The following is a 17,594-nucleotide window of genomic DNA, read 5'->3' on the forward strand; positions in this document are numbered from 1 at the left end:
GACCACCCGTGAAAATTGGCTTCCCTTATTCAGGAGCAACTATGCATTACGCACCTTTCGGCAAGACCGGCGTCCAACTTTCGCAACTGGCCCTGGGTACCGGCAACTTCGGCACCGGTTGGGGCCACGGCGCTGAAGCCGATGTCAGCCAGGCCATGCTCGAGGCGTACCTTGAGGCAGGTGGCAATATCGTCGATACCGCCGATATGTACCAGTTCGGCGAGTCCGAAACGATCCTCGGCAAGCTGCTGGCCGGGCGTCGTGACGAAGTTTTCCTGGCCAGCAAGTTCGCCAAGGGTGCGTCACCTGCGCCGGGAGTGCTAGGCACCGGCAACAGTCGCAAGGCAATGGTGGCTTCGCTGGAAGGCAGCCTCAAGCGCCTGGATACCGACCGCATCGACCTGTACTGGGTGCATTTCCCGGATGACGTCACCCCCACCGAAGAGCTGGTGCGTGGCCTGGAAGACCTGTCGCGCTCGGGCAAGGTGCTGTATGTCGGCCTGTCCAACTTCCCGGCCTGGCGCATCGCCCATGCCGCCACCTACGCCGAATTGACCCGTGCCGTGCCCATTGCTGCTGCGCAGTTCGAGCACAGCCTGGTGCGCCGCGAGGCCGAGCTGGACCTGTTCCCGGCCTGCCAGTCCCTGGGTATCGGCATGATGACCTACTCGCCACTGGGTGGCGGCATGCTCACCGGCAAGTACCGCAAGGGTGAGGCCGGGCGGGCCCAGGGGCTGGGTGGCAAGGTGTTCCAGGCAGAGGATTCCGCGCAGCGCAGTGCCATCCTCGACACGCTGCTTGAGGTAGCCGAGGAACTGGCGGCGCCTGCCGACCAGGTGGCGATCGCCTGGGCTGCCACGCACCCATCCACGCCCTTGATCGGCCCGCGTTCGCTGGCGCAGTTGCAGTCGAACCTGGCGGCGCTGCAGTTGCAGTTGTCGGGTGACCAGGTCAAGCGCCTGGATGAGGTGAGCCAGGTGGTGTCGCTGCCGGTCGCCCGCTGAGCAGGCGAGCACCGGCAGCGTTTCGAGCTACCGGCAGTTGCCCGCCTTGCGATACCCGGCTGCCTGGGCCTCGGCTTCGGACTCGAACGTCACCTGGTTCTTGGCCGAAACCTGCGAATAGCCCGGGCAACCCTCTGACAGGTGATATACGCGGCTGTTCTGGTTGCCGATGATGCTGCCGCCCGCAGCATTGCCGGCCTTGGCCAGTGTCGCTTGCGGTGTCGGGCGCGGCGTGGGTTTGGCGATGGGGCTCAGCACACCATCGGCCACCGGCTTGTAGCCGGGTGTCCAGCGCCGCTCGCCTGTGACGAACGGGTTGGAGTGGCCCATGATGGCGGCGATGCGCCGGTCGCGCTCGCGCTCCCAGGGCGTCACCGGGTACTGCTTGTCCCAGGCCATCAACAGCTGTTGCTGCTGGCGCGACATGCTCAGGTTGTAACGATCGAACATGTAGAAGCTGGTGCGCGCCACCAGTCCCTTGACTTCATCGCGCGGCTCGGCGGCTTTCTGGTTGAAGTCGACCCGGGTCTTGCACTGGCCGTACTGCGGGCCGACGTTGCCGACCATGCCGAAGTTGAAGTTGCTGCGGTCGCCATTCACCTCGCCGACGGCGGGGTAGAGGTTGAACAGGTTGGCTTCCATGGCGCGGAATACCGGGTCGTCGTCGACGCAATTTTCCCGGCCGCCGTGCTTCCAGCATTGGCGCTGGTGGCCGAGTGTCCAGGCCGGCACGATATGTTCCCACTCGGTACGCTCGGCGCGGCTTTGCTGCTTGCGGGTTTCATAGCCGCAGGAGGCAGGGTCGATACGCCCGCCCGACTTGCCTACCCAGGTCCATTTGCAGCCGCAATACAGGTCGCCCAGGGCGCTGTTGGCCTGGTCGAGGTAGACCTTCTGCTTGGCCACGACCTTGGCTTCGGAAAAGGTGGCGGGGGGTGTCGAGAATGCAGGGGGAGCAAAGGCAAATGCCAGGGCAATGGCATACAACAGTCTTTTCATGGGCAAGCACAAGTCATTCGAAAGGTGAAGGGTGGGGGAGGTGCTCAGTCTTCCTTGGGCACGGTCCAGAAAATCTGCACGCCGCCGTCGTCGCGATAGGCGAGGGTCACGTTGTCGTTCTCGGCGATCTCTTCGAGCAGGGTTTCCCAGTCAGAGGGGGACTCGTGCTCAAGGCGGAAGATCAGTGCGGCGCGGCTGCGCTGTGCGGTAGGGCTGTTGATGATTTTCTGGATGCGCACGCCCAGTTGTTCGTAGTTGCTGGGCGCGCTGGTGGCGGAAGTGTTGGCCATAAGGCTTTTCCTTTTTTGCTGTATGCGCATACAGTATTTCACCGTAGGTTATTTCGCAACAGCGGGTAAGTCGGAAAGTGCATATGACCGTGTTTGTCGGATTTGTTCGCTAGGAACGAGCCGAAACCTTGATGCCTGGCCGGGCTTTCGGTGCCAAGGGTTGGCGTACCAGTGTCAGGCTCAGCAGCATGCCCGCAATGATGCACAAGGCGATGCAAGCAAGGGCGACCATGAATGCGAAGGTGATCGCGCCGCTGTCGCTGCGCATTCCAAGGGCGCTGTAAAACACTCCGCCAATCACCGCAACGCTCACCGCGGTACCCACCTGCAATGCCGAGCTGGCGATGCCGGCGATCATGCCTGAGTAGGCGGGGGCCACCCGCCCGGTAATTATCCGCATCAGGGTCGGCAGCCCGAGCCCTTGGCCGAAGCCAATGCTGAACAGCAGCATGGCCAACGCCACAGGGTTCGGATAGGCACCCTGCGCGGTGGTCATGATCAGGCCCAGCATGCCTAGCAGACCCAAGGCCTCCAGCCCCATCCCGAGCGGATTGACATAGGCCCCGAATGCGCGCCTGAACAATGGCGTCGACAACGGCCCAAGCAAAAACCCTACGCCGAAAGGCAGGAACACCAGGCCGGCGCCCAGCGCATCGACGTGCAGGGCGTTCTGCAGGTAGATCGAAAAAAGCAGAAAGAACGGCGCGATCGCGTAGAACAACAGTGCAATCACCAAGGCACGGACGAGCCCGGGTGCGTTGAGTGCCCGTGGGTCCAGCAGGGGAGCGCCGCCCCTGCGGCCCAGGCGGCTTTCGTAACGCCAGAACATCACCGCCAGCGGCGCTATTGCGGCCAGGGACGCCCAGGCCCAGAGTGGCCAGCCCGCTTCCCGGCCCTCGATAAGAGGGACGATCAGTGCGCCCAGGGTCAATATCGACAGTGCCATGCCTCGCAGGTCGAGTGTGTTGGCATGGCGTGCGCGGGTTTCCTTGAGCAGCGGGATGCCGAACAACAGCACCAGCGCGGCGATCGGCAGGTTCACCAGAAAGATGCTGCGCCAGCCCAGCCCCAGCAGGTCCAATGAGATCAGTGTGCCGCCCAATGCCTGGCCGACCACAGAAGCCAGCCCGAACACGGCACCATACAGGCTGAGTGCCAGAGGTTTCTCCGTGTCGGGGAAGATCGCCTGCACTGAAGCCAGTGCCTGTGGCGCCATGATCGCTGCCGTCACGCCTTGCAAGGCGCGCCCGGCAATCAGTGCCCAGGATGACAAGGCCAGGCCGCAGAGCACCGAGGCCGCTGCGAAGCCGATCAGGCCCAGGAAGAACATGCGCCCGCGGCCATAGAGGTCGCCCAGGCGGCCACCGGTAATCAAGGTCACGGCATAGAGCCCCGCATAGATGGAGATGACCAGCTGTTCGGTGGCGGCGGTTGCGGCCAGGTCATCCCTGATGGAGGGCAGCGCGACGTTGATGATGAAGAAGTCCAGCGGCGGCAGGAATGCGCCGACCAACAGGACCGCGAACATTGCCCAGCGGCGAAGGTTGGGTGGGGAAACGGCTTCCTGGGACATGGAGGGCCTCCATAGGCGACAAGGGGCGTCGTGAAGAACGTGGGGGTATCGATCAAGGTGCGCATCGCGCGCGGATAGCGTGCGATGCGCCAGGCGTGTCGGCGGGCTCAGTTGCGTTCGAATTTCTCCGGGCCAGCGGTGGGCTTCCAGTTAGCCAAGGGCGTCAGGAAGTGCAGCTCGAAGCGGCGCGAGGTGAATCGCCATTGCCCGTCGCGGCATTCGAAGCGGTCGTGATACAGGCCGCTGACCTGCACTGGGCCTTTTTCGATGTCATGGAACAGGCAGTCTGCCGCGACGGTGCCGGTGGCGATGTCGCCGTCGATGTGCAGCAGAGGATTGGCCATCCAGTGATGCATGTGCGGCAACTTTTCCCAGCTCCTCTGAGCCATCGCCAGTATTTCGCCAAGGTGGGTGCCGACACCGAAGTCGGGGAGGTCCAGGATCGCGTCTTCATGCCAGAGGGTTTGCAGCAGGTCGCTGTCCATCAGGTCGTAGGCGTTGGCATAGCTGGAAATCAGTGTTTCGATCGCCATCCGGCTTTCCAGGGCATGCAGGCGTGCGCTCAGGTTTTCGATGTTCATGGCAATGTCCTTCGGCAGGGTTCGCAGGTATGGGGGTGTTGCTTGCGGGGGCCATTCTGCGAGCCTCGTGCTTGCGGCGGGACTGCCATTGCTGCATCTTCGCCGTTCATTTTTGTACGAGGTGCGCCATGGAGTGGAATGACTTGCGGGTATTCCTGGCGATCGCGCGTGCCGGTTCGCTGGGCTCGGCGGCCAAGCTGTTGGGCGTCAGTCACCCGACCGTGGGGCGGCGCTTGCATGTGCTTGAACAGGCGAGCGGGCAGGTATTTTTCCGCCGGACCGCCTCCGGCCTGGTACTGACCGCCAGCGGCGAGCGAATCTTCGAGCTGGCCGAAGCCATGGAGCGCAATGCGTTGACTATCGAGCGGCGCCTGGCCGGTGATGATGGCCAGGTTGAAGGCCAGCTGCGCATTGCCTCGGCCGACTGGTTCGCCAGCTATGTGCTCGGCCCCGTGCTGGCCGAGCTGGTACGCCGCCACCCGCTGATCGTGCCCGAGATCATCGCCGGGCATCGTCTGTTCGACCTGACGCGTCGAGAGGCGGATATCGCCTTCCGGATCATCCCGTTCACCGAGCCGGACATCGTGCAGAAACGCCTCTGCACCCTGCCTTACTGGCTGTACGTCGCAGCGGGGACCCGCGTCGACCCGAGCGCGGGCGGCGAGGGTGTCGGACTGATCCTGATGAACACCGCGCAGGCACATTACCCCGATGTGATCTGGTTGCAGGAGCGCTACCCAGCGGCCAGGACGGTATTCACCAGTAGCAGTCGCACGGTGCAGGCGCGCATGTGTGCGCTCGGGTTGGGTGTCGCCGTGTTGCCATGTGCCCTGGGTGACCAGCTGCCGGAGCTCAGGCGGGTGGAGCTGGAGCAGGCGCCGCCAGGCCGCGATATCTGGATGGGCTACCACCAGGACATGCGGCACATGGACCGCCTGCGCGCCCTGGCCGACCTGGTTGCAGAAATGATCGACTGATCGGTCATTCGGAATCCCGAACAATTCTTACAAAGTTTGTTCGGTTTTCCGGATGATTATCGGCATAATCCTCGTGCGCTCGACCGGGCAAGCGCCACGGGTCGGATTTGACAAACACCGATCCTGTTCCCATAGTGACTTACCGCAAACGTTTGCGATCCGATAAAAACCACAAGATTCGGAGTTAATTTCATGAAAGTACCGTTCCCCGGTCGTCTCCTGGCTGTTGCCGTTCTCTCCACGCTTTCCTTCGCCCTGCCACTGTCCCAGGCCCATGCCGAGGACAAACCCAAGGTCGCGCTGGTCATGAAATCCCTGGCCAACGAGTTCTTCCGCACCATGGAAGATGGCGCCAAGGCCTATCAGAAAGAGCACCCCGACGATTTCGAACTGGTCGCCAACGGCATCAAGGACGAAACCGACACCAGCAACCAGATCCGCATCGTCGAGCAGATGATCGCCACCGGCGCCAAGGCCCTTGTCATCGCCCCGGCCGACTCCAAGGCGTTGGTGCCGGTGATCAAGAAGGCCATGGACGCAGGCGTCACCGTGGTCAACATCGACAACCGCCTCGACCCGGACGTGCTCAAGAGCAAGGGCATCAGCGTGCCCTTCGTAGGCCCCGACAACCGCAAGGGTGCACGCATGGTCGGTGACTATCTGGCCCAGCAGAAGCTCAAGGCCGGCGACCAGGTCGGCATCATCGAAGGCGTGCCGACCACCACCAACGCCCAGCAGCGTACCGCCGGCTTCAAGGATGCAATGGAAGCGGCGCAGATGAAGATCGTCTCGGTGCAATCGGGCAACTGGGAAATCGACAAGGGCAACGCGGTTGCCGCCTCGATGCTCAACGAATACCCCGACCTCAAGGCGCTGCTGGCCGGCAACGACAGCATGGCGCTGGGCGCGGTGTCGGCGGTGCGCGCCGCTGGCAAGACCGGCCAAGTGCAAGTGGTGGGCTACGACAACATCAATGCCATCAAGCCGATGCTCAAGGATGGCCGCGTGCTTGCCACCCTCGATCAGGCCGCCAGCCAGCAGGCGGTGTATGGCATCCAGGCGGCACTGAAGATGGTCAAGGGCGAAAAGCCTGATGTCGACGCCGACAACGTCATCCAGACGCCGGTCGAACTCATCACCAAGCCTTGATCCGCAACAGCAGCAGGAGTGACGGCCATGTCAGCGACGGCCAATGAAATCGTGCTCGCGGTCAGCGGGCTGGGCAAGACCTACGCCCAGCCGGTGCTTGGCGATGTCACACTGAGCCTGCGTGGCGGCGAGGTGCTGGCCCTGACCGGCGAGAATGGCGCGGGCAAGAGCACCTTGTCCAAGCTCATCAGTGGCCTGGAGGTGCCCACCACCGGGCAGATGAGCTACCGCGGCCAGGCCTACGCCCCCGGCAGCCGCAGCGAGGCCGAACGCCTGGGCGTGCGCATGGTGATGCAGGAGCTGAACCTGCTGCCGACCCTGACCGTGGCCGAGAACCTGTTCCTCGACAACCTGCCCAGCCGAGCCGGCTGGATAAGCCAGAAGCGTCTGCGCCAGCTGGCCACGGCGGCGATGGCGCAGGTTGGCCTGGACGCCATCGACCCGGACACCCCGGTGGGCGAGCTGGGCATCGGCCATCAGCAGATGGTGGAAATCGCCCGCAACCTGATCGGCGATTGCCATGTGCTGATCTTCGATGAACCCACCGCCATGCTCACCGCCCGCGAGGTGGAGCTGCTGTTCACTCAGATCGAGCGCCTGCGCCAGCGTGGCGTGGCGATCGTCTACATCTCCCACCGCCTGGAAGAGTTGCAGCGAGTGTCGCAGCGCATCGCCGTGCTGCGCGACGGCAAGCTGGTGTGCGTCGAGCCCATTGCGCGCTACGACAATAACCAGTTGGTCAGCCTGATGGTGGGCCGCGAGGTGGGCGAGCATATCGACCTGGGGCGCCGGGAAATCGGCGCACCGTTGCTCAAGGTCAACCAGCTCAGCCGCGGCGACAAGGTGCGTGATGTGTCGTTCGAGGTCAGGGCAGGGGAGATCTTTGGTATCTCCGGCCTGATTGGCGCCGGCCGTACCGAGCTGCTGCGCCTGATCTACGGTGCCGACCGCGCCGACAGCGGCGGTATCGAATTGGGTCGGCCGCTCAAGCCGGTGACCATCGACTCGCCCAAGGCCGCCGTGCGCGCAGGCATTGCGCTGATCACCGAGGACCGCAAGGGCGAAGGCCTGCTGCTGCCGCACTCGATCAGCGCCAACATCGTGCTCGGCAACCTTGGCGCCGTGTCCCGCGCCGGGGTGCTCGATGCCGATGCCGAGCAGGCCATGGCCGAGCGGCAGATCAACGCCATGCGCATTCGCAGTGCTGGCGCCAGCCAGGCGGTGGGCGAGCTATCGGGCGGCAACCAGCAAAAGGTGGTGATTGGCCGCTGGCTGGAACGCAACTGCCAGGTGCTGATGTTCGACGAGCCCACCCGTGGCATCGACGTGGGCGCCAAGTTCGATATCTATGGCTTGCTGGCCGAGCTGGCCCGCCAGGGCAAGGCCTTGCTGGTGGTCTCCAGCGACCTGCGCGAACTGATGCTGATCTGCGACCGCATCGCGGTGCTGTCTGCAGGCCGGCTGATCGACACCTTCGACCGCGACGCCTGGAGCCAGGACCAGATCCTCGCCGCCGCCTTCGCCGGTTACCAGAAACGTGACGCACTGCTGCACGAAGCAGCTCCCAGGATGGACGTATGAAAACCCCTTCCCTCGACACCGCCGGCAGCCGCCCGGCACGCCGCAGCGGCACCTACTACGGCTTGGGCACCTACCTTGGCCTGGCGGGGGCGCTGCTGGCGATGATCGTGCTGTTCTCGTTCCTGAGCAGCCACTTCTGGTCCTACAACACGTTCAGCACCCTGGCCAACCAGATCCCCGACCTGATGGTGCTGGCAGTGGGCATGACCTTTGTGCTGATCATCGGCGGCATTGACCTGTCGGTCGGCTCGGTGCTGGCCCTGGCGGCGTCCACCGTCAGCGTCGCGATTCTCGGCTGGGGCTGGAGCGTGCTACCCGCGGCGCTGCTGGGCATGGCCATCGCTGCGTTGGCCGGCAGCATCACCGGCAGCGTCACCGTGGCCTGGCGAATCCCGTCGTTCATCGTCTCGCTGGGGGTGCTGGAAATGGCCCGGGGGCTGGCCTACCAGTTCACCGACTCACGCACCGCCTACATCGGCGATGCCTTCGCCTGGTTCTCCAATCCCATCGCCTTTGGCATCTCGCCTGCGTTCATCATTGCCTTGCTGGTGATCGTCCTCGCCCAGCTGGTGCTGACGCGGACCGTGTTCGGTCGCTACCTGATCGGCATCGGCACCAACGAAGAGGCCGTGCGCCTGGCCGGCATCGACCCGCGCCCCTACAAGATAGGTGTGTTCGCCTTGATGGGCCTGCTCGCCGGCCTGGCCGCACTGTTCCAGATTTCGCGCCTGGAAGCGGCCGACCCCAACGCGGGCGCCGGCATGGAGCTGCAAGTGATCGCCGCGGTGGTGATCGGCGGCACCAGCCTGATGGGTGGACGGGGCTCGATCATCAGCACCTTCTTCGGCGTGCTGATCATTTCCGTGCTGGCCGCAGGCCTGGCGCAGATCGGCGCCTCCGAGCCGACCAAGCGCATCATCACCGGGGCGGTCATCGTCATCGCCGTGGTGCTCGACACCTACCGTAGCCGGCGCGCGAGCCGGCGGACCTGACATCATGGCTACCATCAAAGACGTCGCGGCACTCGCAGGCATTTCCTACACCACTGTTTCCCACGTGCTGAACAAGACCCGGCCGGTCAGCGAGCGGGTGCGTCAGAAAGTGGAGGCAGCCATCGCCGAACTGGACTACGTGCCCAGCGCCGTGGCCCGTTCGCTCAAGGCGCGCAGCACCGCAACCATCGGTCTGTTGGTGCCCAACAGCGTCAACCCGTACTTCGCCGAGCTGGCGCGGGGTATCGAGGATGGCTGCGAGCGCAATGGCTATTGCGTGATCCTGTGCAACTCCGACGACGACCCGAAGAAGCAGCGCAGCTACCTGCGCGTGCTGCTGGAAAAACGGGTCGACGGGCTGATCGTCGCTTCGGTGGGCGAAGACCGCGACCTGCTCGAAAGCCTGAGCAACGTGCGCACTCCCATGGTCATCGTCGACCGCGCCCTGGACGGCGTGGACGCGGACCTGGTGCGCATCGACCACCAACAGGGCGCCTATCTGGCCACCCACCACCTGCTCGAGCTGGGGCACCGCGATATCGCTTGCATCGGCGGGCCGATCGACACCGGCGTCAGCCAGTTGCGTGTGGCCGGTTTCCGCCGCGCCATGGCAGAAGCCGGCCTGACGGTGGCTAAGGATCGCGTGCTGCACAGCGACTTCACCAGCCCCGGCGGTCATGCTGCTGCGGCGCGTCTGCTCGAAGGCGAGCGGCGGCCTACGGCGATTTTCGCGGGCAACGACATGATCGGTTTTGGTGTGTTGCGCGCCGCCGCGGAGCGCAACATCGAGGTGCCTGGACAATTGTCGGTGATCGGCTTCGACGACATCGAGCTCAGTCGCTACATCTACCCGCCGCTGACCACGGTCGGGCAGTCCATTCGCGAGCTGGGCGAGAGCGCCGCGCAATTGCTGCTGTCGCGCATCGCCGCCCCCCTGGGCAGTACCGAGCAACGCGTCGTCGCGCCACGCATCGTGTTGCGCGAATCCACCGGGCCGTGCCCGGGCCTGTTCACTGATTACCGCTAAGGAATACCCATGCATGCCAAGGTCGTAGTGGTCGGTAGCCTCAACATGGACCTGGTGGCCCGTGCCGAGCGCTTGCCGCGAGGCGGCGAGACGCTTGCCGGCGACAGTTTCTTCACCGTGCCCGGCGGCAAGGGTGCCAACCAGGCTGTGGCCGCCGCGCGCCTGGGCGCCAGCGTGGCGATGGTCGGCAACGTCGGCGACGATGCCTATGGCCTGCAGTTGCGTCGCGCACTGGAAGTGGAAGGCATCGATTGCCAGGCGGTAACGGCCTGCCAGGGGGTGTCCAGCGGTGTGGCGCTGATCGTGGTGGATGCCGCCAGCCAGAATTCCATCGTCATCATTCCAGGGGGCAATGGCCTGCTTGCCCCTGACAGCGTGCAGCGTTTCGATGCCTTGTTGCAGAACGCCGAGGTGGTCATCTGCCAACTTGAAGTACCGCCCGCCACCGTGGCCTGGGTGCTGGCCCGAGGGCGCGAGCTGGGCAAGACGGTCATCCTCAACCCGGCGCCGGCCAGTGGCCCGCTTCCTGAAGACTGGTTCGCCAATATCGACTACCTGATCCCCAACGAAAGCGAGGCCGAGGCGCTTACCGGGCTGCCGGTGAGCGACCTCGAGAGCGCCCGCAAGGCAGCTGAGCAACTGCGCCAGCTGGGTGCCAGCAAGGTCATCGTGACCTTGGGTGCGCAAGGCGCGCTGTTCGTCGACGCGAGCGGCAGCCGGCATTTTCCGGCCACGCCCGTGAAGCCGCTGGACACCACTGCTGCCGGCGACACCTTCGTCGGTGGCTTTGCCGCCAGCCTGGCGCGCGGGCTGGAGGAGGGCGAGGCGATCATCTGCGGGCAGCGCGCCGCTGCCATTTCCGTTACCCGGGCTGGCGCCCAGCCCTCGATTCCCTACCTGGCGGAGTTGGCCGAATGAAGAAGACCGCACTGCTCAATATCGCCCTGTCGCGCACCATTGCCGGGCTTGGCCATGGCGACATCCTGGTGATCGGCGATGCCGGGCTGCCGGTGCCGCCGGGCGTCGAATTGATCGACCTGGCCGTGACGCCGGGTATTCCCGACTTCGCCAATGTGTTGCGTGTGGTACTGACCGAGATGCAGGTGGAGCGGCATGTGCTGGCCGAGGAAATATTCCAGGCCGAGCCGCCTGGGCTTGCCGCGGTCGAGGCCTTGCATGGCCAGGGCCTGCTGGGCCAGCGCCAGCGTTTGCGCCATACCGAGTTCAAGGTACTGAGCCAAAGGGCCAAGGCAGTGGTGCGCACGGGGGAATGCCAGCCGTATAGCAACATTGCGTTGGTGGCGGGCGTAACTTTCTAGGGGGCTGCTGCTGGCCTCTGATTCACCGCAATCCCAATCACAAGGCAACAAGGAGTGTTGAATGCTTATCCAGACCGTCAAACGCTTGCTGCAAGGAGTCGTCCTTATGTCCACCCTCGCAGCCACCGCCCTCTACGCTGCGCCCCGCGACCTTATCATCGATACCGACCCTGGTGCCGACGATGTGGTCGCGCTGTTCCTGGCCATGGCGTCCCCCGAAGAGCTGAAAATCCGCGCCATCACTACCGTGGCCGGCAACGTGCGTCTCGACAAGACCTCGCGCAACGCCCGCCTGGCGCGGGAATGGGCGGGTCGCGAGGATATTCCGGTGTACGCCGGTGCGGGCCGCCCGCTGGTGCGCACGCCCATCTATGCGGCCGACGTACACGGCGAAGAGGGCTTGACCGGCGTGCCGGTACACGAGCCCAAGCAAGGCTTGGCAAAGGGCAACGCCGTGCAATACCTGGTGGACACCCTCGCCAACGCCGAACCCCACAGCATCACCATTGCCATGCTCGGCCCGCAGACCAACCTGGCCTTGGCGCTGATCCAGCAGCCGGACATCGTCAAAGGCATCAAGGAAGTTGTGATCATGGGCGGCGCCCACTTCAACGGCGGCAATATCACCCCGGTCGCCGAGTTCAACCTGTATGCCGACCCGCACGCCGCCGAGGTGGTGCTGGGCAGCGGCGTCAAGCTCACCTACCTGCCGCTGGACGTGACCCACAAGGTCATCACCAGCGACGCGCGCCTGAAGCAGTTGGCCGCTGTTGGCAATGGTGCGAGCCAGAAGGTGGTGGACATCCTCAACGCCTACATCAAGTACGACATGGACAAGTACGGCATGCCCGGCGGTCCGGTGCACGACGCCACCGTCATCGCCTACCTGCTCAAGCCCGAGCTGTTCAGCGGCAAGCAGATCCATATGACTGTCGACAGCCGCGAAGGCCCGACTTTCGCCCAGACCGTGGCCGACTGGTACGGCGTGCTCAAGCAGCCGGCCAATGTGATGTGGATTGAAAACGGCGATGCCCAGGGCTTCTTCGACCTGCTCAGTACGCGCCTGGCTCGATTGAAGTAGCTTCGTGCGACGCGTAGCGCTCGAACACCTGGTCGATGAAGCTGCGCGCCGCCTCGCTGCCGCGGTCGCGTACCAAAAGGTCGATGGCGATCAGTAGCAACTCTTCAGGGGTGCCAGGGCTGTAGGCGCTCTGGCCTTCCGCCCACTTGACCTTGATGTCGGCGTCGATGCTGTGGTTGCTCATGGAGGGTACTCGCTGCGGGGCCGGCTGTCGGTCGAACACCGCTCCTGGCGTTCGCAGGGGAGGCGAGGCGCACTCCACTTCTTCGAAGTAAATCATGCCTTTGCGTCGGTTGCCCTGCGACTTAAGAATAAGCAGCGTCGGTGGCCTAACCATCAGTGCGGTGCAAAATTCCGACACGATTGCTTTTGGCCTCGGCTTGCCGGATCAGGCAGACTTGAGCGGTTTTGCAACAAACTGTTGGTGGAAAGGTCGGATACGACAGTTCCCGAAATCGATTAGGAGGATTCATGTTCCGTACCCGCGCTTCCCTGGCGACCCTGCTGGTGGCTGCTGTCCTGGCTGGTTGCAGCACTGGCGGCTCTTCAGGCGGCGATGAAACCGCCCCGCAAGCCCCGGTCGCCAATGATGGCCGCTGCAATGCCAGCGGCGCCGATTTCGCCATCGGCAAGCCGGGCACCCCGGAACTGCTGGAGCAGGCGCGCAAGGCCACGGGTGCGCAAATGGCGCGTATCCTCCATCCGCATGATGTCGTGACCCTGGAGTACCGCTCCGAGCGTTTGAACCTGAACGTCGACGAGCAGGGCAAGGTAAGTCGCGTCAACTGCGGTTGAGCCTGGCTGCCAGCGTCGAGCGTCCATAAAAAAACCCGCCGGTGAGGCGGGTTTTTTTTACAGCTTTATCCGAATTACTCCGGACGAACCTGTGCAGCCTGCATGCCCTTCTGGCCTTTTTCGGCTACGAAGGAAACAGTCTGGCCTTCTTTCAGGCTCTTGAAGCCGTCGGATTCGATGGCCTTGAAGTGTACGAACAGGTCGTCGCCGCCGCCTGCTGGGGTGATGAAGCCGTAGCCTTTTTCATCATTGAACCATTTGACGGTGCCTTGTTGGCGATTGGACATGGGGTGACTCTCCAGAAACGTTATTTATTCGAAGTGCGATGTCGCCGAAGCTTCGTGCACCGGCGACATCATAGTCTAATTCTGCGTATGTAGCGCTGTTTACCTTAGCCAGATACTGATCCAGGGCAAAGGAGGCGCCGGCGGTTAGGCTCAAAAGGTCATTATTTTGGCTTGCAAGCGGCCTGCACAGCGGCTTGCGCACGCTGCATCAGCTTGGCGTCGACGCCATCCCTGCTGTCCAGATCGAGGATCTCCTTATCGGTAAAATTCTTTTTGATGGCTTGCGCGCCGCAATCGCAGTGCTTCTTCGCGGTCGCAGCGTCCACACCCTGGCCGCTGGCTACCTGCGTGCATTGGTTCATATAGGCGGCTTCCTTCCCTGGGGGGAAGTTGCCCGCGTTCGCAGCCAGCGGCAGCAGCAGGGCCCCAGCAGCTGCCAGGGGCAGAAGAGACTGAAGTCGCATAACCAGACACTCCTTGGGTTAGGTCTCATCAAGAGTAGGATGCTTCAGGAGGTCTGATAGGAATTTTCTCGTACAAGTTCACCGCAACGGCATAATTTCCAAATATTTCTGCCTGCTGCACAACCCGCGTGCTAGCATGCTCGGCTTGCGGCTCACCCTTGCTGCCGCATCTTCCCAGTCACTCTGGTTCGTCCCTGCATGGCCGAAAGGCTTCTGCCACTGTGAGGCAGGCTTTCCTCCGCGAAAGGCAGGTCGGATCTTGTACTGGCTCATCCCAACCCACGTGACCTTTGGTAGGGGTCACCACTAGGAGAGGAGGCGCCATGCCCGTTATTACTCTTCCCGATGGCAGTCAACGTACGTTCGACCAGCCGGTATCCGTAGCCGAAGTCGCCGCCTCTATCGGCGCGGGCCTCGCCAAGGCCACCCTGGCCGGCAAGGTCGACGGCAAGCTCGTCGATGCCTGCGACAAGATCGACCACGACGCCACCCTGCAGATCATCACCCCTAAAGATGAAGAGGGACTGGAGATCATCCGTCACTCGTGCGCCCACCTGATCGGCCACGCCGTGAAGCAGCTGTACCCGACCGCCAAGATGGTGATCGGCCCGGTGATCGACGAAGGCTTCTATTACGACATCGCCTACGAACGTCCCTTCACCCCGGATGACCTCACCGCCATCGAGCAGCGCATGCAACAGCTGATCGAGAAGGACTACGACGTCATCAAGAAAATGACCCCGCGCGCCGAGGTCATCGACGTGTTCACTTCCCGTGGCGAAGACTACAAGCTGCGCCTGGTGGAGGACATGCCGAACGAGCAGGCCATGGGCCTGTACTATCACGAAGAATACGTCGACATGTGCCGCGGCCCGCACGTGCCGAACACTCGTTTCCTCAAGGCATTCAAGCTGACCAAGCTGTCCGGCGCCTACTGGCGCGGCGATGCCAAGAACGAGCAGCTGCAGCGCGTGTATGGCACCGCCTGGGCCGACAAGAAACAGCTGGCGGCCTACATCCAGCGCATCGAAGAAGCCGAGAAGCGCGACCACCGCAAGATCGGCAAGCAGCTCGACCTCTTCCACCTCCAGGAAGAAGCCCCGGGCATGGTGTTCTGGCACGCCAACGGCTGGACCATCTATCAGGTGCTCGAGCAGTACATGCGCAAGGTCCAGCGCGAAAACGGCTACCTCGAGATCAAGACCCCGCAGGTCGTCGACCGCATCCTCTGGGAGCGCTCCGGCCACTGGTCGAACTACGCCGAGAACATGTTCACCACCTCGTCGGAAAGCCGCGACTTCGCAGTGAAGCCGATGAACTGCCCATGCCACGTGCAGGTGTTCAACCAAGGCCTGAAGTCCTACCGCGACCTGCCGCTGCGCCTGGCCGAGTTCGGTGCCTGCCACCGCAACGAGCCCTCCGGCGCGCTGCACGGCATCATGCGCGTACGTGGCTTCGTGCAGGACGATGCGCACATCTTCTGCACCGAAGAGCAGGTGAAGAAAGAGGCCGCCGACTTCATCAAGCTGACCCTGGACGTTTACCGTGACTTCGGCTTCACCGACGTTGCCATGAAACTGTCCACCCGTCCGGCCAAGCGCGTCGGTTCCGAAGAGCTGTGGGATCGCGCCGAAGGCGCCCTGGCCGACGCCCTGAACGAGTCGGGCCTGGAGTGGGAATACCAGCCGGGCGAGGGCGCGTTCTACGGTCCGAAGATCGAGTTCACCCTGCGCGACTGCCTCGGCCGTAACTGGCAGTGCGGTACCCTGCAGTACGACCCGAACCTGCCAGAGCGGCTCGATGCCAGCTATATCGCCGAAGATAACAACCGTAAACGCCCGGTGATGCTGCACCGCGCCATCCTCGGTTCGTTCGAGCGCTTCATCGGCATGCTCATCGAGCATTACGCCGGCGTTTTCCCGGCTTGGCTCGCGCCGACCCAGGCGGTGATCATGAACATCACCGACAAACAGGCCGATTTCGCCCTCGAAGTGGAAAAATCCCTGAACGGTAGCGGTTTCCGTGCCAAGTCCGACTTGAGAAATGAGAAGATCGGCTTTAAAATCCGCGAGCATACTTTGCTGAGGGTCCCGTACCTTTTGGTTATAGGGGACCGCGAAGTCGAAACGCAGACCGTCGCTGTGCGCACTCGCGAAGGCGCAGACCTGGGCTCGATGCCCGTCGCGCAATTCGCTGAGCTCCTGTCACAAGCGGTTTCCCGGCGTGGTCGCCAAGAATCGGAGTAATGACTATTAAGCGTGAAATGAGAAACGATAAACGAACTGCCCCGAAGGCCCCGATCAACGAGAATATCTCGGCACGCGAGGTTCGTTTAATTGGCGCCGATGGCGAGCAGGTTGGCATCGTCTCGATTGATGAAGCGCTGCGAATCGCTGATGAAGCGAAGCTCGACCTGGTGGAAATCTCCGCTGACGCTGTCCCACCTGTCTGCAAGGTGATGGACTACGGCAAGCACCTCTTCGAGAAGAAGAAGCAGGCCAACGAAGCGAAGAAAAACCAGAAACAGATCCAGATCAAAGAAATCAAGTTTCGTCCAGGGACGGAAGAAGGGGATTACCAGGTAAAACTACGCAACCTGGTACGTTTCCTTAGCGATGGGGACAAGGCCAAGATCTCTCTGAGATTCCGCGGTCGCGAGATGGCCCACCAGGAGCTGGGGATGGAGTTGTTGAAGCGGGTCGAAACCGACCTCGCCGAATACGGCACCGTCGAACAGCATCCTAAGATGGAAGGACGCCAGCTTATGATGGTCATCGCTCCCAAAAAGAAGAAGTAATCTCCCGGGCACGGCAGGCCTGATGATTATTGTGTAATTTTATCGAATGCGGAGTTCCAACATGCCAAAAATGAAAACCAAGAGCGGTGCTGCGAAGCGTTTCCTGAAAACAGCTTCCGGCTTCAAGCACAAGCACGCTTTCAAGAGCCACATCCTGACCAAAATGTCGACCAAGCGTAAGCGTCAACTGCGTGGTAGCAGCCTGCTGCACCCGTCTGACGTTGCAAAAGTCGAGCGCATGCTGCGCGTACGTTAATTCTGGTCAAAGATAGAGGAAGTTACTCATGGCTCGTGTAAAGCGTGGCGTCATCGCTCGTAAGCGTCACAAGAAAATTCTGAAACTGGCTAAAGGCTACTACGGTGCGCGCTCGCGCGTATTCCGCGTTGCCAAGCAAGCGGTCATCAAGGCAGGCCAATACGCCTACCGCGACCGTCGCCAGAAGAAGCGTCAGTTCCGCGCTCTGTGGATCGCTCGTATCAACGCCGGTGCCCGCACCAACGGTCTGTCGTACAGCCGTCTGATTGCTGGCCTGAAAAAGGCGTCGATCGAAATCGACCGCAAGGTTCTGGCCGACCTGGCAGTGAACGAAAAAGCGGCGTTTGCTGCGATTGTCGAGAAAGCTAAAGCCGTCCTGGCTTAAGTACCCGCGACAATCATCCGGCGGCGCTCTGCGCCGT

21 protein-coding genes are annotated in these 17,594 nt (G+C 62.7%); 14 read left to right on the plus strand and 7 right to left on the minus strand.

What is annotated here, in order from left to right; all coding sequences use genetic code 11:
• Positions 1-41: 41 nt before the first annotated feature.
• Positions 42-1,004, plus strand: coding sequence for an aldo/keto reductase (locus RAC97_RS05475; RefSeq protein WP_375097771.1), 963 nt, complete (start codon positions 42-44; stop codon positions 1,002-1,004).
• A gap of 27 nt (positions 1,005-1,031) precedes the next feature.
• On the opposite strand, the gene RAC97_RS05480 is transcribed toward RAC97_RS05475, so the two are convergent.
• The 4 genes from RAC97_RS05480 to RAC97_RS05495 all read right to left on the minus strand — a co-directional run bounded on the left by RAC97_RS05480 (position 1,032) and on the right by RAC97_RS05495 (position 4,447).
• The gene (locus RAC97_RS05480; protein WP_375097772.1) at positions 1,032-2,003 is read right to left on the minus strand and encodes an endonuclease; all 972 of its coding nucleotides are present in this window, start codon (positions 2,001-2,003) and stop codon (positions 1,032-1,034) included.
• 44 nt (positions 2,004-2,047) lie between these two features.
• Positions 2,048-2,293 (minus strand): DUF1654 domain-containing protein, encoded by a 246-nt coding sequence (locus tag RAC97_RS05485; RefSeq protein ID WP_375097773.1) that lies wholly within the window; start codon positions 2,291-2,293, stop codon positions 2,048-2,050.
• A gap of 109 nt (positions 2,294-2,402) precedes the next feature.
• Positions 2,403-3,866: an MFS transporter gene (locus RAC97_RS05490; protein WP_375097774.1), complete on the minus strand. Its 1,464-nt coding sequence runs from the start codon at positions 3,864-3,866 to the stop codon at positions 2,403-2,405.
• A gap of 107 nt (positions 3,867-3,973) precedes the next feature.
• Positions 3,974-4,447, minus strand: a complete 474-nt coding sequence (locus tag RAC97_RS05495; RefSeq protein ID WP_375097775.1) for a nuclear transport factor 2 family protein — start codon at positions 4,445-4,447, stop codon at positions 3,974-3,976.
• 128 nt (positions 4,448-4,575) lie between these two features.
• On the opposite strand from RAC97_RS05495, the gene RAC97_RS05500 reads away from it, so the two are divergent.
• The 8 genes from RAC97_RS05500 (at position 4,576) to RAC97_RS05535 (ending at position 12,573) form a co-directional block, all read left to right on the plus strand.
• On the plus strand, positions 4,576-5,424 hold the full coding sequence (locus tag RAC97_RS05500; RefSeq protein WP_375097776.1) for a LysR family transcriptional regulator: 849 nt from the start codon (positions 4,576-4,578) through the stop codon (positions 5,422-5,424).
• 192 nt (positions 5,425-5,616) lie between these two features.
• Positions 5,617-6,573: a sugar ABC transporter substrate-binding protein gene (locus RAC97_RS05505; RefSeq protein WP_375097777.1), complete on the plus strand. Its 957-nt coding sequence runs from the start codon at positions 5,617-5,619 to the stop codon at positions 6,571-6,573.
• Between the two features lie 27 nt (positions 6,574-6,600).
• A complete protein-coding gene (locus RAC97_RS05510) occupies positions 6,601-8,154 on the plus strand; it encodes a sugar ABC transporter ATP-binding protein (protein WP_375097778.1) in 1,554 nt (517 codons plus the stop codon).
• Entirely contained in the window at positions 8,151-9,146 is a 996-nt protein-coding gene (locus RAC97_RS05515; RefSeq protein ID WP_375097779.1) for an ABC transporter permease, read from the plus strand. Before RAC97_RS05510 ends, RAC97_RS05515 begins: the two co-directional genes overlap by 4 nt.
• A 4-nt stretch (positions 9,147-9,150) precedes the next feature.
• Positions 9,151-10,173 carry a LacI family DNA-binding transcriptional regulator gene (locus RAC97_RS05520; protein ID WP_375097780.1) on the plus strand — a complete coding sequence of 341 codons (1,023 nt, stop codon included), beginning with the start codon at positions 9,151-9,153 and terminating at the stop codon, positions 10,171-10,173.
• 9 nt (positions 10,174-10,182) lie between these two features.
• Positions 10,183-11,091, plus strand: a complete 909-nt coding sequence (gene rbsK / locus RAC97_RS05525) for a ribokinase (protein WP_375097781.1) — start codon at positions 10,183-10,185, stop codon at positions 11,089-11,091.
• On the plus strand, positions 11,088-11,492 hold the full coding sequence (gene rbsD / locus RAC97_RS05530) for a D-ribose pyranase (RefSeq protein WP_375097782.1): 405 nt from the start codon (positions 11,088-11,090) through the stop codon (positions 11,490-11,492). The genes rbsK and rbsD overlap by 4 nt, the downstream gene beginning before the upstream one ends.
• A 61-nt stretch (positions 11,493-11,553) precedes the next feature.
• On the plus strand, positions 11,554-12,573 hold the full coding sequence (locus RAC97_RS05535; RefSeq protein WP_375097783.1) for a nucleoside hydrolase: 1,020 nt from the start codon (positions 11,554-11,556) through the stop codon (positions 12,571-12,573).
• On the opposite strand, the gene RAC97_RS05540 is transcribed toward RAC97_RS05535, so the two are convergent.
• A complete protein-coding gene (locus RAC97_RS05540) occupies positions 12,545-12,757 on the minus strand; it encodes a hypothetical protein (RefSeq protein WP_375097784.1) in 213 nt (70 codons plus the stop codon). The genes RAC97_RS05535 and RAC97_RS05540 overlap by 29 nt on opposite strands.
• 287 nt (positions 12,758-13,044) lie before the next feature.
• Here RAC97_RS05540 and RAC97_RS05545 point away from each other — a divergent pair, with 287 nt between their 5' ends.
• Entirely contained in the window at positions 13,045-13,368 is a 324-nt protein-coding gene (locus RAC97_RS05545; RefSeq protein WP_375097785.1) for an I78 family peptidase inhibitor, read from the plus strand.
• Positions 13,369-13,442: 74 nt separating this feature from the next.
• Here the strand turns inward: RAC97_RS05545 and RAC97_RS05550 are convergent, their stop codons facing one another.
• The gene (locus tag RAC97_RS05550; RefSeq protein ID WP_012313861.1) at positions 13,443-13,655 is read right to left on the minus strand and encodes a cold-shock protein; all 213 of its coding nucleotides are present in this window, start codon (positions 13,653-13,655) and stop codon (positions 13,443-13,445) included.
• A gap of 161 nt (positions 13,656-13,816) precedes the next feature.
• A complete protein-coding gene (locus RAC97_RS05555) occupies positions 13,817-14,119 on the minus strand; it encodes a hypothetical protein (RefSeq protein WP_375097786.1) in 303 nt (100 codons plus the stop codon).
• Between the two features lie 323 nt (positions 14,120-14,442).
• On the opposite strand from RAC97_RS05555, the gene thrS reads away from it, so the two are divergent.
• The 4 genes from thrS (at position 14,443) to rplT (ending at position 17,557) form a co-directional block, all read left to right on the plus strand.
• Positions 14,443-16,365, plus strand: coding sequence for a threonine--tRNA ligase (gene thrS / locus RAC97_RS05560; protein ID WP_375097787.1), 1,923 nt, complete (start codon positions 14,443-14,445; stop codon positions 16,363-16,365).
• Positions 16,365-16,916, plus strand: a complete 552-nt coding sequence (gene infC, locus RAC97_RS05565) for a translation initiation factor IF-3 (protein ID WP_375097788.1) — start codon at positions 16,365-16,367, stop codon at positions 16,914-16,916. The genes thrS and infC overlap by 1 nt, the downstream gene beginning before the upstream one ends.
• 61 nt (positions 16,917-16,977) lie before the next feature.
• The gene (gene rpmI, locus RAC97_RS05570) at positions 16,978-17,172 is read left to right on the plus strand and encodes a 50S ribosomal protein L35 (protein WP_009394045.1); all 195 of its coding nucleotides are present in this window, start codon (positions 16,978-16,980) and stop codon (positions 17,170-17,172) included.
• 28 nt (positions 17,173-17,200) lie between these two features.
• Complete coding sequence (gene rplT / locus RAC97_RS05575) at positions 17,201-17,557, plus strand: 50S ribosomal protein L20 (protein ID WP_003250671.1); 357 nt, start codon at positions 17,201-17,203, stop codon at positions 17,555-17,557.
• Positions 17,558-17,594: the final 37 nt, after the last annotated feature.

Source organism: Pseudomonas sp. LS_2, assembly GCF_042709235.1.
In the GTDB taxonomy this organism is placed as follows: domain Bacteria; phylum Pseudomonadota; class Gammaproteobacteria; order Pseudomonadales; family Pseudomonadaceae; genus Aquipseudomonas.